This window comes from Psychrobacter sp. APC 3281 (assembly GCF_030407815.1).
Classification (GTDB): Bacteria; Pseudomonadota; Gammaproteobacteria; order Pseudomonadales; family Moraxellaceae; genus Psychrobacter.
The window spans coordinates 78,177-94,801 of the sequence record NZ_JASDCS010000002.1 but is presented as its reverse complement, the minus strand read 5'-3'; the positions used below and the strand labels follow the sequence as shown (position 1 = coordinate 94,801).

Annotated in this window: 13 protein-coding genes and 2 tRNA genes; 3 read left to right on the top strand and 12 right to left on the bottom strand. The window is 44.0% G+C overall.

Annotated elements, in window-relative coordinates:
• Nucleotides 1–46 precede the first annotated feature (46 nt).
• The 9 genes from QL886_RS02360 to QL886_RS02320 all read right to left on the bottom strand — a co-directional run bounded on the left by QL886_RS02360 (nucleotide 47) and on the right by QL886_RS02320 (nucleotide 10,625).
• Nucleotides 47–985, bottom strand: a complete 939-nt coding sequence (locus tag QL886_RS02360; protein WP_290177520.1) for a DMT family transporter — start codon at nucleotides 983–985, stop codon at nucleotides 47–49.
• A 77-nt stretch (nucleotides 986–1,062) separates the two neighbouring features.
• Nucleotides 1,063–2,217 (bottom strand): FAD-dependent oxidoreductase, encoded by a 1,155-nt coding sequence (locus QL886_RS02355; protein WP_290177519.1) that lies wholly within the window; start codon nucleotides 2,215–2,217, stop codon nucleotides 1,063–1,065.
• 131 nt (nucleotides 2,218–2,348) lie between these two features.
• Nucleotides 2,349–2,771 carry a tetratricopeptide repeat protein gene (locus QL886_RS02350; protein ID WP_238051768.1) on the bottom strand — a complete coding sequence of 141 codons (423 nt, stop codon included), beginning with the start codon at nucleotides 2,769–2,771 and terminating at the stop codon, nucleotides 2,349–2,351.
• 432 nt (nucleotides 2,772–3,203) lie between these two features.
• On the bottom strand, nucleotides 3,204–3,692 hold the full coding sequence (locus QL886_RS02345; protein WP_201568888.1) for a M48 family metallopeptidase: 489 nt from the start codon (nucleotides 3,690–3,692) through the stop codon (nucleotides 3,204–3,206).
• Between the two features lie 208 nt (nucleotides 3,693–3,900).
• Entirely contained in the window at nucleotides 3,901–5,946 is a 2,046-nt protein-coding gene (gene betT / locus QL886_RS02340) for a choline BCCT transporter BetT (protein ID WP_114700453.1), read from the bottom strand.
• 292 nt (nucleotides 5,947–6,238) lie between these two features.
• Nucleotides 6,239–7,939 (bottom strand): choline dehydrogenase, encoded by a 1,701-nt coding sequence (betA, locus tag QL886_RS02335; protein WP_290177518.1) that lies wholly within the window; start codon nucleotides 7,937–7,939, stop codon nucleotides 6,239–6,241.
• A gap of 118 nt (nucleotides 7,940–8,057) precedes the next feature.
• Nucleotides 8,058–9,560 (bottom strand): betaine-aldehyde dehydrogenase, encoded by a 1,503-nt coding sequence (betB, locus tag QL886_RS02330; RefSeq protein WP_290177517.1) that lies wholly within the window; start codon nucleotides 9,558–9,560, stop codon nucleotides 8,058–8,060.
• Nucleotides 9,561–9,709: 149 nt separating this feature from the next.
• Nucleotides 9,710–10,279 carry a TetR/AcrR family transcriptional regulator gene (locus QL886_RS02325; RefSeq protein WP_218870191.1) on the bottom strand — a complete coding sequence of 190 codons (570 nt, stop codon included), beginning with the start codon at nucleotides 10,277–10,279 and terminating at the stop codon, nucleotides 9,710–9,712.
• Between the two features lies 1 nt (nucleotide 10,280).
• A complete protein-coding gene (locus QL886_RS02320; RefSeq protein ID WP_290177516.1) occupies nucleotides 10,281–10,625 on the bottom strand; it encodes a multidrug efflux SMR transporter in 345 nt (114 codons plus the stop codon).
• Between the two features lie 504 nt (nucleotides 10,626–11,129).
• Between QL886_RS02320 and QL886_RS02315 the strand changes: the two genes are divergently transcribed.
• The 3 genes from QL886_RS02315 to QL886_RS02305 all read left to right on the top strand — a co-directional run bounded on the left by QL886_RS02315 (nucleotide 11,130) and on the right by QL886_RS02305 (nucleotide 12,780).
• Nucleotides 11,130–11,205 (top strand) — tRNA-Asn (locus QL886_RS02315).
• Nucleotides 11,206–11,395: 190 nt separating this feature from the next.
• The gene (locus tag QL886_RS02310) at nucleotides 11,396–11,725 is read left to right on the top strand and encodes a hypothetical protein (protein ID WP_057761113.1); all 330 of its coding nucleotides are present in this window, start codon (nucleotides 11,396–11,398) and stop codon (nucleotides 11,723–11,725) included.
• Nucleotides 11,726–12,048: 323 nt separating this feature from the next.
• Nucleotides 12,049–12,780, top strand: coding sequence for a hypothetical protein (locus QL886_RS02305; protein WP_290177515.1), 732 nt, complete (start codon nucleotides 12,049–12,051; stop codon nucleotides 12,778–12,780).
• A 113-nt stretch (nucleotides 12,781–12,893) separates the two neighbouring features.
• On the opposite strand, the gene QL886_RS02300 is transcribed toward QL886_RS02305, so the two are convergent.
• From QL886_RS02300 to QL886_RS02290, 3 genes are all read right to left on the bottom strand, one after another.
• Nucleotides 12,894–12,984: transfer RNA gene (locus QL886_RS02300), tRNA-Ser, on the bottom strand.
• Between the two features lie 92 nt (nucleotides 12,985–13,076).
• Nucleotides 13,077–14,225: a type I glyceraldehyde-3-phosphate dehydrogenase gene (locus QL886_RS02295; protein ID WP_290177537.1), complete on the bottom strand. Its 1,149-nt coding sequence runs from the start codon at nucleotides 14,223–14,225 to the stop codon at nucleotides 13,077–13,079.
• 159 nt (nucleotides 14,226–14,384) lie between these two features.
• Complete coding sequence (locus QL886_RS02290; protein WP_290177514.1) at nucleotides 14,385–16,322, bottom strand: AAA family ATPase; 1,938 nt, start codon at nucleotides 16,320–16,322, stop codon at nucleotides 14,385–14,387.
• Nucleotides 16,323–16,625: the final 303 nt, after the last annotated feature.

Genomic DNA, 16,625 nt, shown 5'->3' with positions numbered 1-16,625 from the left:
GGTTTTAATAACTCTATAGTTTAATGCTATCGCCTATACACACTTATTAAACCTCTTCTTTTACTCTTGCTATTTTTACACCGCCCCATGTCACCAACGACACGCCAATAGCAATTAAAGTCGCACCTAAAAATAAACCTTCTGGTGGACTCTCCCCTTGCAAAAAAATAGCGACAGGTACGCCGACAATAGCCCCTACCGCACCTAACAAACTTAGCAACACAGGCCCACCTGTCTTTTGCAATAGGAATAACAGTAAAAACTGTCCAGCAAATACGCCTGCTTGTGTAGCTATCATGCTTAGCGGCAACCAATTCTCTAAAGGTACAGCAATAGAGAAGTCTGAGATCATACCGAATAAACCTAGCAGCATCGCTGCCGCAAGCAACATACCTGGAGCGAGTGCACCAGAAGACGCATTATCAGGCCAGCGTAACGTCCGATATATATTGCCAATAGCGAGTAGCACTGGACCACAAAGCGCGATTAAAATCCAAAACACACTAGAATCTGGCGCCGTGAATTGATGTACGACTAATGCTCCTGCCCCGATGAGTGCCGCGATGACCCCAAGCGCACGGACAATATAAAATTGCTCTATACGTAGTAACAGCGCACCAAGATAAGTTAGCAGTGGCGGCAATGAAAGGATTAAGGCGACGAAACCTGCGCCCACATGAGGAATAGCAGAAAATAATAGCAAGTTGGCGGCCGCAACACTGACAAGCGCCGCGACAAAGTAATACTCTAAGCTGCGCGCATTAAGAGGAGGGAGTTCTTTTTTGATGAGCGCTACTAGTAATAAAATAACAGCAGCACCAGTAATCGACCAAAACAAAAATCCTAATGGGGTCAGACCGACATCGATAGCGTACTTTGCCACATTGGTCGAGATACCAGTGAGTGCGCCGCCTGCCAGTAGACAAACAAAAGGCACCAGCCAAGTGGTCTTTTGAGTACTGGTTTGTTTGAGCGAGTCATTCATCGACTATCCTATTGGATGATGAATTTTTGAGTCATGTTGGATGGCCTTTGTAATAACTTATAGCAGCACCCTAATAGCTACTGGCGCAAAATGGTAGCAGGTAAGCTTTGTACAGCGACGGTTGCTGCATCAATTGCCCCAGCGACATAGCCAGGGAACTGCGCTGACCACTCACTACCGCAACCTGTTAGACAGTCTTGCCACACGCCTATTTTTGGTTTGGATGGCGGGGCTTCTGCATGATGACCGTTGCCGCTGGCATCAGCAGACATCGCTGTTAATGGGTCTTTTGCCCAGTCTTTGAGATATTCAGCTTTTGTAGTACTTGCCTGTGTACCAAATAGTCGCACTAACTGGGCACGGCAATGTTCTTTTAGCACTGTATCAGAGACACTCTGTCGTACTTGAGCAGGAACACCAAAGAAACCAAACAATGCCCCATCGCCCTCTAGCGTAGAGGCATCATGTATCTCAGTAAGCGGCCCTATCGCACTGCGCGCGGCACCCGAGAGACCAGCATCTCGCCAAAACGATGACTCATAAACAGCGACGTATTTGGCATGGGGCGCCATCCAAGTAGCTGTCTCGCGCCACTGTTCACTTAAGTCTTGCGGTAGCGCTGGCTGAAATAATATCCGGCCTTCTACCAATCGAGGCGGTAACGCAAGTAGCACATGCTGCGCGCGGAACGTCATCACATGTCCGTTCACATGTCCAGAAGTATCTTCGCTCTGTACTTCAATATTTTGAGACGTCTTGTTCAACTGCCTTACCGTTTGACTGGTCATAATACAACTAGCATCTAGGCGAGCATATAGCGCATCAGTTAAAGCAGCCATACCACCGACTAGACGCATAGAAGGTGGTGCGCTTTTGTAACCTTGCATACGCACAGGTGGCTGGTTGGCAGCGCGCTCAACCATCATATCGCCTTCTTCAAACTGCGCAAAACGTGACAAATTCAACGACTCAATCAGACTACTTAACTGCGTTTGATAATCCGGCCAAAACCAAGACGGTCCCAAGTCAAACGCCGAGCTTGATTCTGCTTGGTCGACATCAGCGCTGTTATTAGTAGCATGTGCATCTGAATATTTAGCAACTGCAATGCGACCACCCAAGGTATCACGCGCCTCTAACAGTCTATACGCTATGCCCTTTCGCTCTAATAAGAATGCAGCATATAATCCACTCAACCCACCACCAATGATTACCACAGGTATGTCTTGCATAACTGATTACCCTATTTATAATCGATTCAATATAACTTGGATACAAGGAAGCCTAGTGAAAGTAGTACAAGTAGTAAGCTAGGCGAGACTGGCACCGTACTTAATTTGTAGAGGATTGGCTATAATCAAAACTACTCAGCTAACAACTTAGTAAGCATCTCATCAATCTCAACCTTGAACTCTTTGTCTTCAATTTTATTGGCTGTGATTTTGGCATTTTGCAGACTTTGGATAGCGGCTTCTTTTTCACCTGTCTCAAGCTGTAGCACCGCCATAGAAAAAGCAATCGATGACATATGATCTTTTGAGTTAATGGCAGTAGCCTTGGCCAATGCTTTGTCATAAATGACCAGTGCTGCGTCCAAATCTTCTGTGAAGTCAGCGAGCGTTTCCCATTGTTCTGGGTGGTCTTTGTCAGTGCCTTCATTATCGGTACAAATGGCATTTAGTTCAGCATACAGCGAATCAAATTTCTCTTGATTGCCTCTGCGATCCGCTTCTAACAATTCTTCGGCTAAGGTGTAAATGGCTTTATATATTTTGGTATTAATCATTGTTTACAACCTTTTATGGACTATATCGTGTGTGGTTAGGATTATAACGTAATTCTAGGGCGTGTCCTCATTTTAAAAATGGTGATAAAAATGAGATAAATTGCAGTCAAACAAGGAAAATAGCGCAGATCATATCGGGATATTAACCAGCTATTTAACGATGTTTGGCAAAATTTAGCCATTTTTAGCCCGTTTAGATATGATCAATTGAATTGAGGACACGCCCTAGCGGCTCAGATGATTGCTACAGAGAAGAACACGATATTTATGTGGCTGTTGTTAACATCACTATGAACCTTGTTAAGGTTGTTATTCATACTATAGTCGATTCAATTTAAAAGTAGTACAAGGCAACCGAGTGCAAGTTATACATTAGTATGCTTAGCGAGGATGACGATGTAGCAGATTTATATAGACTTGACTATATTAGGGCTACAACTCGCGCCAGTGTAACCACAGTCGCGTATCCAGCTCAAATTGATGATACTCAGGCTCCATATGGCAGCATAATTGATAAAACGCTTTGTTATGCTCATGCTCTTTGAAATGGGCAAGCTCGTGCACCACTATCATGCGCAAAAACTCTGGCGGCGCGTCTTTAAATAGGCTAGCTACCGTAATACTATTGTGCGATTTGAGCTTACTGCCCTGTACGCGTGACTGCGTCGTATGGATACCTAGGGCATGTTTTAAAACCTTGAGCTTACTGCTATAACTGACATTTGATAGCTGACCAATCTTACGCATGTATTGGGTTTTTATCTCATTTATATATTGATAGAGCGCTTTGTCGCTTTGGATTTGATGCTGAGTCGGGTACTTTTTTTCCAGATACTCGCCCAACCTACCATCAGTTATAAGCTGAGCAGCTTGAGTTTGAATCTGTTCTGAGTAATGCGCTATGTACTTTAATTTGGTCACAAATGTATCCTTTGCTAATACGTTGCAGCGTATCAGTCGATCAATTTAATCTTAGGGAATTTTACCTTATATTTGCGGTGCTTGTTTGCCACTTATTTGGGATATATCTTCAACTTAAATGACAGTTATTTATAAATAGTTAGTCATAAAAAAACCCATAAGCTGCGTGCAACTTATGGGGATAGTTTTACTTAAAAAGTGTGTCTGATTAACGCTCTAAATGCAGATACTGCAAATGGCGCTCGTACTGATTTAGGATATCAACCAATACTTGCTCTTTTGAGTAGCCAACCAAGTCATACTCTTGCGAGCCTTCACTTAAGAACACTTCCGCACGGTAGTAGTATTCTGCGTGCTTGGTAGATGTGCTCAATGTAAAGTTAGGACGATGAGCTTTAATCAGATTGACTTCATAAATAAAGTCATCTTCATCGCCATGACCGACACGCAGTTTTAGACCATCTACCTGACCACTGTCTTGATCCATGCCTGCATCGATACCTTCACCGATACTAGCAAGGTTTTTGGTATCTAACGAAGTTTTGAGACCACCTGCTTTAAACTCTTTTTCGACCTCAGACATCGCTGGCATCACAACCGTATGCAAGAATTTTTCAACCTGTGCATGGCCTGGGAAGCTCACAATACGTTGCAAGCGCGCTTTCCAGCTCTTCCCGCTGTCCAACACATTTGCCGTGCCGATTGTACTGGCTTTACGCTTGTTGCCTTCTTCTTTTAGCGACTTCCACATAGACATCATGTAAAGCACAAGAATAATAGAGAATGGCAAACCTGCAATGACAGAGACAGACTGTAGTGAAGAAAAACCACCTGCAAACAATAATCCTAACGTAATAAGACCAGTGGCTGCTGCCCAAAACAGACGTAACCAAACAGGAGCATCGGTATCATTGGTCATACCTCTTGAGCTCAAGTTCGCTAGTACTAACGCGCCTGAGTCAGCAGAAGTCACAAAGAAAATAAGACCAATAACCACACCAGCAAATGACAATACCTCACTGTAAGGGAAGTACTCAAACAGCGCAAACATGCCCATTGCCGCATCATTGACCGCGATTTCGCCAAGCTCTGTTGCGCCATTGGCAACCAAGTCTATCGCTGAATTACCAAAGATAGAGAACCATGCGAAGATAAAACCAAGCGGAATAAACATCACGCCAAATACAAACTCGCGCAACGTACGGCCACGGCTAATACGTGCAATAAATAGACCGACAAATGGTGCCCAAGCAACCCACCATGCCCAGAAAAATATCGTCCACCAAGATTTCCACTCGGCACCAGCAGCACCGTCATAAGCATAAACGTCAAAGGTTTTATAAATGATGGTTTGAAAATATTGACCGATATTTTGAGTAAAGGTATTTAATAGATACACCGTATTGCCCATTACCAATATGGCAAGCAACAATAGTATTGACGACAACATGTTGAATTCAGATAGACGACGAACGCCTTTTTCGACACCTGTCATCGCAGAGATAGCAGCCGCCGCGACAACACCTACAATGATGAGCGCCTGAACCGTTTTGCTAGATTCGATACCGAACACATGGGTCAAGCCAGCATTTGCCTGTAATACCCCAATACCCAAACTGGTCGCAATACCCATCAACGTACAGACGACGCCAAAGGTATCAATACCATCGCCTAGCCAGCCTTTGATTAAACGTTCACCAAATATCGGTGTTAGCGGCGAGCGTAGCGCGAGTGGCATGTTTTTGCGATAAGCAAAGTAAGCCAGCGCCATACCGATCAGCGCATAAATACCCCAACCGTGTAGACCCCAGTGTAAGAAAGTCTGAGCAAGTGCTTCGCGCATGGCCTCAGCACTCGCAGGCTCTAGACCAGTATGCGGAGTCAAATAATGCATCAAAGGCTCAGAGGCACCAAAGAACAACAGGTCAATACCGATACCCGCTGAAAACAGCATGGCAGCCCACGCTAAAAACGGAAATTGTGCTTTTTCGTGGTCTTGGCCAAGCTTTATATCACCGTACTTAGAAAAACCAACAAACAATGCAAAGATACTATAAGCGGCAACCACCAACATATAATACCAGCCAAACTTGTCTGATACCCAAGTCATGCTCGCGCTCAATAAGGCCTCACTATAATCTGGAAAAGCGATGGTCCAGATTATCAATAAAATAGAAATAATAGCTGAGCCCAAAAACACCGTTTTGTTTAGGGTCAGAGGTTTCGTCACATCTTGTGATGGCGAACTGTACATAAAAGACCTCAATAGGTAAATTAAACAGGGTCCGATATTGCTTTGTCCGGCATCGTCTAATAGTAGACTGATGATCTATAACCGTATAACGTGGAACCAACCGCATGACGGACAAAGCAGTACCAATAAATAAAAAGCTAATAAAATTATAAACAAATTCAACCTGAACGGTATTCATTATTCTAATACGTTAGCGCTGATAGAAAAGGCCTCTACTTGAAAAGGCCCTTTTGCTGAAATTTTCTCATATCGTTATTTATTCAGTATCCTGTATGCAGGCTTATATCGCAGCCTACACTGTCGAGAGATAATCACGCATTGGCTCTGATCGCAGCGGTGCACCATTGGCCACATAATAATCTGCCGTTGAACGTGGCAACTGTACGCCTCTCATCTTATCGACGATTTTTTCTGCCAACATAATAGTTGTAGCATTGAGATTACCACTAATAATGTTTGGCATGATAGACGCATCGACGACTCGCAAGCCATCAATACCATGTACCAGACCTTCGCCGTTTACTACCGAATCGTTATCTTCACCCATCGCACAAGTACAAGATGGATGATAAGCCGTCTCACTATGATTGCGTACGTATTCATCTAACTGGGCGTCGGTGACAAGATCATCAGTCGGTGCAATCGCGCGACCACGATAAGGATCAAGTGCTGGCTGATGCATGATCTCACGCGTGATACGCATTGCAGCACGGAACTCTTGCCAGTCTGAATCATGTGACATATAGTTAAACAAGATACTTGGATGTGCTTTCGGATCACGTGATTTTAGCTTGACGCGACCACGGCTCGGTGAGCGCAGTGAGCCGACGTGTGCTTGGAAGCTGTGTGATTTCACAGCACTGCGGCCATCGTAGCGTACGGCTAATGGCAAGAAATGATACTGAATATTTGGATGGGTAAACTTCTCATCCGTACGGATGAAACCGCCACCTTCGAATTGGTTAGACGCACCAAGACCTGTGCCATTGAACAACCATTCTGCGCCAATCGCAGGCTTATTCCACCATTTATTGGCAGGCGCGATTGACACTGGTAGTTTGCATTCATACTGCATATATAGCTCTAAATGGTCTTGTAAGTTATTACCGACACCTGGCAGATCCAATATTTCAGTCACGCCAGCGTCTTTTAACCACTGACCAGGGCCGATACCTGAACGCTGCAGTAGTTGCGGTGAGGCAATCGCACCAGATGAGACAATCACTTCACGAGCGGCATGGAAGTTTTTGGTCTGGCCTTCGTGCTCGACTTTGACCCCGACAGCGCGCTTGCCGTCGAATAAAATTACGTCAGTCAATGCACCCGTCAAAATCGTGATATTGCTACGCGGTTTGGCACGGTCAAGATAGCCGCGAGCCGTTGAAGCACGGCGACCGTTAGGCGTCACAAAGCGATCCATCGGACCAAAACCTTCTTGCTGATAGCCGTTTAGATCTTCGGTACGTGGATAGCCAGCTTGTACGCCCGCTTCAATCATAGCTTGGAACAGTGGATTAACTCCTGGCTTTGAGGTAGTCATTTCAACAGGACCGCCCACGCCATGATAGTCGTTCTCGCCAGCGTCACAGTTTTCTAGCTTTTTAAAGTACGGTAAGCAATCCGAATACGTCCAGTCTGATAGGCCTTTTATTTTAGACCAATCATCAAAATCTAACGCATTACCACGGATGTAGCACATACCATTAATCAGTGATGAGCCACCTAGCCCTTTGCCGCGGCCACAGTCCATGACACGGTTATTCATATAGGGTTCAGGATCTGTCTTATAACCCCAGTTATAAGTCGTCCCTTGTAGCGGCATGGCAAGCGCAGCTGGCATCTGCGTGCGGAAATCAAAACGATAATCTGGACGACCTGCTTCTAATAGCAGTACTTTAATACTGGCATCTTCGGTCAGACGCGTGGCCAGCACATTTCCTGCTGAGCCTGCTCCAACAATAATATAGTCATACTCAGGTGTGGTTGATGTCATAACATACTCCATAATATTGAAAAAACATAAATCGTTTAGGGTCAGTAAGGTCTACTAAAAAGGCTAAATAAAAGCTGATAAGCAACCTTACTGGCTTGGTTTTTCTCAATAAAATTGATTAAAAGACAGATTCAAACGCACTCAACTCTACTTGGATAGATTTGGTCTGAGTATAGTGTTCGAGCGCTTCGATACCGTTTTCACGGCCGATACCAGAATGCTTATAGCCGCCTACTGGCATTTGTGCTGCTGACTCGCCCCACGTATTCAACCAGCAGATGCCAGCTTCGATTTGAGCGATGACTCGATGTGCGCGTTTTAGATCTGCAGTCACAACCCCAGCTGCCAAACCGTAATCGGTATCATTGGCGCGGCGAATGACTTCTTCTTCGGTCTCGTACGTCAATATCGACATCACTGGGCCAAAGATTTCTTCGCGTACGATAGTCATATCATCCGTGCAATCAGTGAATACTGTCGGTGCGACAAATGCGCCGTTGGCAAGCTCGTTCGTTGTAACGCGCTCGCCACCTGTTAGCAGACGTGCGCCGCCTTTTTTACCTTGCTCGATATAACCAAGCACGCGCTCCATATGCGGGAAGCTAACCAGTGGACCCATATTGATGTTCTCATCCATAGGGTCGCCCAGTCTGATACGCTCAACACGGGTTAAGATGGCTTGCTCGAACTTCGCTTGTAGCGCTTTAGGGACGAATACGCGCGTACCGTTGGTACATACCTGACCAGTACTGTAAAAGTTGGCCATCATAGCGATGTCAGCAGCGGTATCGATATCTGCATCATCAAATATGATCAATGGCGATTTACCACCAAGCTCTAAGGTTACGTCTTTTAGAGATGAGCTTGCCGCGCTCGACATGACTTTTTTACCAGTTGGTACGCCACCTGTGAACGATACTTTTGCAATATCTGGATGATTGGTCAGCGCCTGACCTACTTCGTAGTTACCTTGTACGACGTTAAACACACCATCTGGCAATCCAGCTTCTGTCAATATTTCTGCCAGTTTCAATGCCGTCAATGGTGTCACTTCTGATGGTTTAAAAATCATCGCATTACCCGCAGCCAATGCAGGTGCCGCTTTCCACATCGCGATTTGAATCGGATAGTTCCACGCACCAATACCTGCGACTACGCCAAGTGGCTCGCGGCGAGTATAGACAAAGCTAGTATCACGCAATGGAATCTGACGACCCTCAATCATCGGTGCCAGCCCTGCATAGTATTCAACGACATCAGCACCCGTGACGATATCGACGTACTTCGTCTCAGAGTAGGCTTTACCTGTGTCTTTGGTCTCAAGTAGTGCCAACACATCATTGCGATCGCGCAATATCTCAACAGCCTTTGATAAAATGCGACCACGCTCGACCGCTGTCATCGCCGCCCAAACTTTTTGACCTTTATGTGCGGCTTTTACCGCTTCATCAATTTGCTCATTGCTGGTTTGCTGAATCGTTGCCAACACTTCACCAGTGGCTGGATTGATATCTTCAAAAGTCTTCAGCGATTCATCAACCGCTAGGTAGCGACCGTTGATATAGGCTGTTTGTACTTGATCTAAATCGATAATATCTGTCAAATTATTAATATCAGTCATAAATTCTCCTTAGGACGATTGGCAAAAGTAGCTATATAAAAGTACTCAGGCCGAATAATGTCGTCGTTAGTTAAGTTTCGAAATTTAGTCTTTAAGAAATTTAGTCTTTAAATAGTGAAATAAAAGTTATTTTATAAATCAGTATCGTTTTACAAATCAAAGTCTTGTTGCGTCATTTTTATCAAGCGATCGCGCAATGATTGTTTGTCTGCGATATCGATACCTGAAAAGTCTGAGAGCCAAATACCGTCAGCGACAAGGCGAACCATACATAATGTCTCGGTATTATCCGTTGCTGCATGTTTTTTTAGTTGCTCATTCGCCCATTTAGCCCACAACTCACGCAGCTCACTATCACCTAGCATTAGTACATATAAGGTCGCTTGGTTATCGTATTCTTCCTGCCCTTGCTCGCCGAGGCTGATAGTGGCATCTATATAAGCGCGGGTAAATGAACCGTACTTAACAGGATCGTCAGCCATTGCTGCGTTTACTTCTGCCTCAAACTTAGCCATTGCATCATTGAAAACTTCTAGCACGAGTGCGTTTTTGGTAGAAAAATGATGCATCACGCCACCCTTTGTCACCCCAACCGCATCAGCGACTGCCTGAAACGTCACTTTAGATAAGCCCTGCTCCAATGTGATACGTGCTGCTTGATCTAACAACGCACGACGAATGACTTCTGGCTGTTTTTTACGCTTATAAGCATTTTCCATATCAATGCACCACAGAATTAGACAATAAGTTCATCACAACAACACCGCCGACGATCATCGCGATACCGACCACTGCTGCTGTATCAAGATTTTGCTTGAATAGCACCACACCAACGAGTGATGTCAGTACGATTCCGAGTCCGCCCCACAGCGCGTAGGCAACACCAAGTGGTATGGTCTTAAGGGTCTGCGCCAGCAAATAAAATGAGATGACATAAAGCAAACCCATAATGAGCGTCGGCACCAAACGGGTGAACTGCTCTGACTTTACTAAAAAAGTCGTACCCACCACTTCGCATATAATGGCAATAGTCAGATAACCGTAAGCAATCGTAGTAGGACTCATCTTTAGAACACCCGCTTTTGTTCAACGCATGCTATGAAAAAACATAGCAAAGAAACCACATGGTCGGTATTTTATAGAACTCTATTGCTAATGTGAAGGATTGTCTTGCAACTTTATTGTGTCAAACGGTGTCGCATCACTTTCATATTCAAATATATAGAGCATTAGATCCAGTTTTACTTTGCCGAATTGACGTCTAGTTCCATATTCTTATCGTTTGTCCATGTGCCATATAAAATTCACTGAAAATAATTTTTATTTCTAAAGCACATTTTATTTTTAAAACACATTTGTCGTCATTTTCTACTAAGTTCTGCCTTGAAATAGCCTATCTGATAAGGGATTGGCGTTAATTTTCAATAATTGCGATAATATTTATAATTAAACGCATAATAAGGTTGACAGCCTGTAGTGACTTGGCTAAAATGTGCCCCACATAACGCAAACAAGCTAATTAACTGCTTTAATATAAAGCGTCAATAACTTGCTGTTATGACCAACTATTCTCCAATAGCTCAGTTGGTAGAGCAACGGACTGTTAATCCGTGTGTCCCTGGTTCGAGCCCAGGTTGGAGAGCCATATACTAAAAACCTTCATCATAATTTGGTGGAGGTTTTTTTATTGCTGTGTCCTTTATATTTACTTCTAATAATATTAGCACGGCTGTGGTGTTCTTTTAGACATTTTTGTTGTATGGTAAGATTAGTTTTGATTGGGTTCGTTTTTGTTTGAGTGCTTCGCTCTTACTCACTAAAAGTAATGGTTTATTATGATACCTGTACGTATAAAAAATAAGTTTTCTGATCATCCGCAAAAAATCATGCGCCCGATTAGTATTCGTTTGTCTGAAGAAATGATTGGGCTATTAGAAACGACGTCATCAGACTTGGGCTTTAAGCGCATTCAAGGGCTTATTCGTCTTTATATTCGTCAGGGCTTGGATCGTGACCATCAGGATTATACGCTTGCCCATGATGAAGTATTCATCGAAACACTACGTAAGCGCGGCGTTAGCCAACATATTATTGATGAAGCGATTGTAGTAACGCATAATAACAACATCACTCACCCGCTATCTGAGTTACAAGACAACGATTAAACAATTAATAATATCGTTGCTAATTAATAGTAACGCTGCTAGATAACATTAAAATAAAAAAGACCAAGTTTGCTAACGCGAGCTTGGTCTTTTTTGTGGCTGTTATAAAAGTTAAAGCATTGCTGATATCTCTCTAACTCCATTCTTCTTACGCCCTGCTTCCAGCTCATCTACAGTACCTATGTTTTTAAGCACTCCGAGATATCTACGGTTTTAGTTAGCCATAACTAAACACAACAGATGTTTAAACAAGGTATATTAAGAATATAGTCGCGACTATTTATAAGGTTTCAACATAATAAAGAGCTGCAAGGAGGGGTACGATGACGGGCTTACATCAGCGTTTCAACAAAACTTTGTTTTCAACCATGACGGTAGCAATGCTAGTGATTGCGACTGGCTGCTCATCGCCGCAGACTGATCCAAGTAAAACAACCATACCGACAGATTCTGACCAATGGCAAAAAAAGCTAGGACAAACTTTTGAGCAATTGTCTGAGGCCGATCAACAAGTACTCAGCCGATATATGCTGCGTATGAAATTGAGCGATGCTTATGAATCAGGAGCCATGCCGCGCACCACTATCAAGCAAGCGCTGATACAACAGCGTGAATACGAGCGGCTGCATCCAAACAACCCAACGGGCAAGAAAAGCCCAATTGTCAAAGGTCAAGCGACTCACGCTACTGCACAGATGTACCCTGTCGCCCTGCTCCCTGTGAAAACCAGTGATAGCGATAGCTTAAATCAGGTCAAAATGCAGTTTATGCTATCCAATCATGGCAAAAGCGCGATAAAAAGCTTTAAAGGGACGCTGACCATGAAGGATGCCAATCTGACAAAAGGTAAAAACTTTAATGTGCCTTTGACAACGTTTGATCCACCTATCGCAACAGAACAGTCTGGCAAGATCATTATTGAAAGCAGCATTGAGGATATCAATGTCATGCGCGCTATCAAAAATGCTAGTGGCATCACTATCGAGATTAATAAAGGTACGCTTATCTTAGTAGACGATCAGACAATCGAATTTGAAAACTCGTTAGTGAAGTAGTGAAGTAGCTGTACAACCTACTATTGAGTATTTTATAGAAGGTACTAATTAATACTTTTATCAATACCATAAAAAAAAGCCCCAATCATTGCTGATAGGGGCTTTTTCGAATTTGGCGGAGACGGAGAGATTCGAACTCTCGAAGGGCTATTAACCCTTGTCGGTTTTCAAGACCGGTGCATTCAACCGCTCTGCCACGTCTCCATTGGTGCATCATTATATAGATATCATTTTATAATGCAAGCCCCTAAACTAAAAAAATTCAATTAATTTTCGAATACTTGTAAATTGGTGCATTATCGCTTGCTTGAGGCCAGATGTAAGCACATATCGAGCAGCCTATTGGCATAACCCCATTCATTATCATACCATGCAAAAACCTTATACTGACCACCTACTTGCATAAGCTGCTGACCATCAATGATAAGCGACTCAGTCTGATGAATAAAATCACTAGATACCAATGGCTCATCGGTATAAGCCATGATGTCATGCAAATGCGCCTGACTGGCAGATTTAAGTACTTCTCGTACTGTCTCGACATCGACATCTGGCGTATCAAATACGAAAGTGACATCAATCGCAGCCACGTCGATAGTGGGAACCCGTATCGAATGTCCGTTTATCTTGCCGACCATGGCTGGTAACACCCGCTCTGTGGCAGCGATACTACTGGATGTCGTTGGGATAATATTATAGCCAGAAGCGCGTGCCCGCCTTGGGTCTCGGTGTGCTTGATCTAGTACCGTCTGATCCGCAGTGACTGCATGAATCTCTGTCATCATAGCGGACTGCACACCAAATGCCTTATCTAGCGTATCAATCAACGGCACTAAAGCCTGCGTGGTACAAGAAACACTAGAGATAATCGGTAGCTCAAGCGTGAGCGCATCGGTATTTACGCCCATGACGATACAGGCATCCACATCGTCAAATGGGGCGGCACCGATGATTACTTGTTGCGCGCCAGCGTCAATATGTAGCGTCGCCTGCTCATACGAGCGAAAATGCCCAGTACATTCTAAAACCACATCGACACCCAGCGCCTGCCAAGGTAAATTTTTGGGATCAGGCTCTGATAGCATATTGATGCAGTAGGTCAGATTGTTTTTAGTCAGACAGAGTTCGGTTTTTTTCGTATCACCTGACTCACTTTCTACAATCTCAGCATTTACTCCTAATCGACTGAGGCGGCCATGGGTGCTATCAAACTTGAGTAAATGCAGCAAGATATCCGCTGGTGCTAAGTCATTGATTGCCACCACATGAATCGCACGGCCCAACACTTCAAAGCGCTCTAGCAAAGCACGAAGTACATTGCGCCCTATACGACCAAAGCCATTGATAGCGACTCTCAGTGGCTGTGTATGCTCACCAGTAGTACGGAACGTCGCCGCTATCGGGTCAGAGGTCAATTGATAAGTAGCGCTCGAAAAATCAGGCATAACATTGGACATAAAGGGTATCGCTATAAATGGGGGTAAAAACTGAGCGTTATCACGTTGAGTGCGCTAATGACTGCTGAATACTAAGAAATAGCAAAAATAAAGCCTATAAAAATAAAGGCAACAAAGTTATAGGCAATAAAATTATAAGCAGCAAAACTATGGGGTGATAAAAATCAATGCGAGGCGAATGGTATTGTAGTCAATACTTTGCTTAAGATGATCAAATATCGGACGCAGTTTGATACTACCGTCATCATTGAAGTCATTTGGATTATTAGCGACTTTAATAGCGACATAGGCGTTACCAACGGCTGTCATTACCTCATCATCTGGACGCAGATGATCGCAGGCAAGACTGGGGTCTTGTGATTTTAGGTCAGCAATATGACGCATAATAGTCGACTGTGACAACTGACGGGCTTGTGATATCTCCGCAATGGTCAAACTCTCTTCTAACAACACTCTGGTCGCAAGTAGAGTACTGTCTGATTTGTCAGAGACCTGATTGCCTAATTTCTGTTTTTTATCGATTTTCGCTTGCTGTTGTTCGCGGCGCTTCTTTTGTAGCGTGGCGTAAGCATCGATTACCGACTTGCTCAATGTCCCACCTGACTTCAGCACGAATTTTTCATGTGCCTGCTGCATGCTTTCTTCATCTAGCATCGCATAGTTGGCATCCGCTTCTTCAGACAGTACCAAAAACCGCTTGTCTGCGCCGCGAGCCAATGGATCGAGTTGCAAGCTCATGTCGTTCATACCCAGCAGCTGTAGACCTGATAGCGATTTGAGGCGTGACAATGCCACATAGCCTTGTCCCAACTCAAAAGTACGCGACAAATCGATTTCAGCCGCATCGAGGGTCATGCCCTGCGATTTATGAATGGTAATCGCCCATGCCAGACAGAGCGGCACTTGTAAGTAACTTGCCAGCACGTCACCCGTTTCATCTTCGATAATCCACTCTTCAGGCTCAGCGATAACTTCTCGTCCTGAATTAAGCCGCACGACAGGCATTTTTTGGGTCGTTGGTTTCTTCGACTTTGGTTTTTCTTTATCTTTCTTAGCAGCGGACTTTTTACCTTTTGTCGTTTTTTCGCCAGCAGCATCCTCATCAACTTCATCGCTGCTATCGTCTTCGATTAACGCGTCATTACTGTCTTTATCATCTATTTTTACAGCAGCAAATCCAATCAACTCGCCCATCGTCCCATTAGAGACACCAAGCTCAGCATTGTTTTTGATAAACATCACTTTGGCGCCGACTTTAAGAATCAGCTCGTCTTGGGTACGTACGGTCTTTTTTAGCGTTTCTACCAGCTTACTATCGCCTGTCGCCGTCGCCTCAAAACGCATCATCTCGCCATCTAGAGACGCCAGTTCTTTGTCATTGATTTTATTGACGTTGAGATTGTGGGTATACAGACGCGTACGCTTGATATCGACACTTTGGTCATAAGTCGCCTCTAAAGCGGCAATCGCCTCAAAGGTCACTTCCTGACGACGAATTTGGTTAAGAATATCGTCTAAATCGAGTCCGCCATTGGCTGCATCGCTGATTTGACGATGCTGCTCAGACAAATAGCAAATATGGAACTTGGCATCGAGCCAAGCCTCAGACATAAAGGCGAACTTTTCACGATTTGTCTCACCTTTACTGCCAATCGGCGGTAACTGAAAGAAGTCTCCTGCGACTACGACCTGAATACCGCCAAACGCTTTGTCATTTTTGCGAATATGCTTGAGCACTTGGCTGACCAAGTTAAGCTGCTTGGCATGTAGCATTGATATCTCGTCAATGACCAAGACCGCTGTATCCTTCAACCTGTCTGCTAAAAACTGCTTGCGTGATAAGGTAGACAAATCTCGATCAGTGAGCTCATCTTTGATACCGATACCTGACCAACTATGAATCGTCGTGCCGTTCATGTGCGTGGCGGCAATACCCGTACTGGCTGTCACCGCAACAGGAACACGGCGGGCGCGTAGATAATCGATGTATTGATTGAGAGTATAAGTCTTACCTGAACCTGCTGAGCCGGTCAAAAAGACGTTTTGACCTGTTTTTAGGATATCAAGAGCAGAAGATTGACGCATAGATCCAAACCAACCAATATTATGAAGAAGAAATAGTACAAAAAGAAAGCCGCCATGATTAATTCAGTAACCATAGCAAGCCAAAGTAGATGCTTACAATTATAACAGCTGCATACCGTTTGCGAACCATTTTAACCGACTCATATCACATAACTTAAAGTTATACGATACAAAATATATCATTATAAAAAGTCATTATCGTTCTGCTAAAAAGCTCAGTACGATAGGATGATAACTTGGTTAGGAAGACCAAGAATGTATTTTTAAATGGTCATACGTAAGTAACCATATTTTAAATAACCA

Excerpts from the sequence above, each read along its gene's own strand:
- betA (WP_290177518.1), bottom strand. The coding sequence starts at position 7,939 with ATGACATCAACCACACCTGAGTATGACTATATTATTGTTGGAGCAGGC.
- QL886_RS02295 (WP_290177537.1), bottom strand. The coding sequence starts at position 14,225 with ATGCCTGATTTTTCGAGCGCTACTTATCAATTGACCTCTGACCCGATA.
- QL886_RS02290 (WP_290177514.1), bottom strand. The coding sequence starts at position 16,322 with ATGCGTCAATCTTCTGCTCTTGATATCCTAAAAACAGGTCAAAACGTC.
- QL886_RS02305 (WP_290177515.1), top strand. The coding sequence starts at position 12,049 with ATGACGGGCTTACATCAGCGTTTCAACAAAACTTTGTTTTCAACCATG.
- QL886_RS02355 (WP_290177519.1), bottom strand. The coding sequence starts at position 2,217 with ATGCAAGACATACCTGTGGTAATCATTGGTGGTGGGTTGAGTGGATTA.
- QL886_RS02310 (WP_057761113.1), top strand. The coding sequence starts at position 11,396 with ATGATACCTGTACGTATAAAAAATAAGTTTTCTGATCATCCGCAAAAA.
- QL886_RS02350 (WP_238051768.1), bottom strand. The coding sequence starts at position 2,771 with ATGATTAATACCAAAATATATAAAGCCATTTACACCTTAGCCGAAGAA.
- QL886_RS02360 (WP_290177520.1), bottom strand. The coding sequence starts at position 985 with ATGAATGACTCGCTCAAACAAACCAGTACTCAAAAGACCACTTGGCTG.
- QL886_RS02325 (WP_218870191.1), bottom strand. The coding sequence starts at position 10,279 with ATGGAAAATGCTTATAAGCGTAAAAAACAGCCAGAAGTCATTCGTCGT.
- QL886_RS02320 (WP_290177516.1), bottom strand. The coding sequence starts at position 10,625 with ATGAGTCCTACTACGATTGCTTACGGTTATCTGACTATTGCCATTATA.
- betT (WP_114700453.1), bottom strand. The coding sequence starts at position 5,946 with ATGTACAGTTCGCCATCACAAGATGTGACGAAACCTCTGACCCTAAAC.
- betB (WP_290177517.1), bottom strand. The coding sequence starts at position 9,560 with ATGACTGATATTAATAATTTGACAGATATTATCGATTTAGATCAAGTA.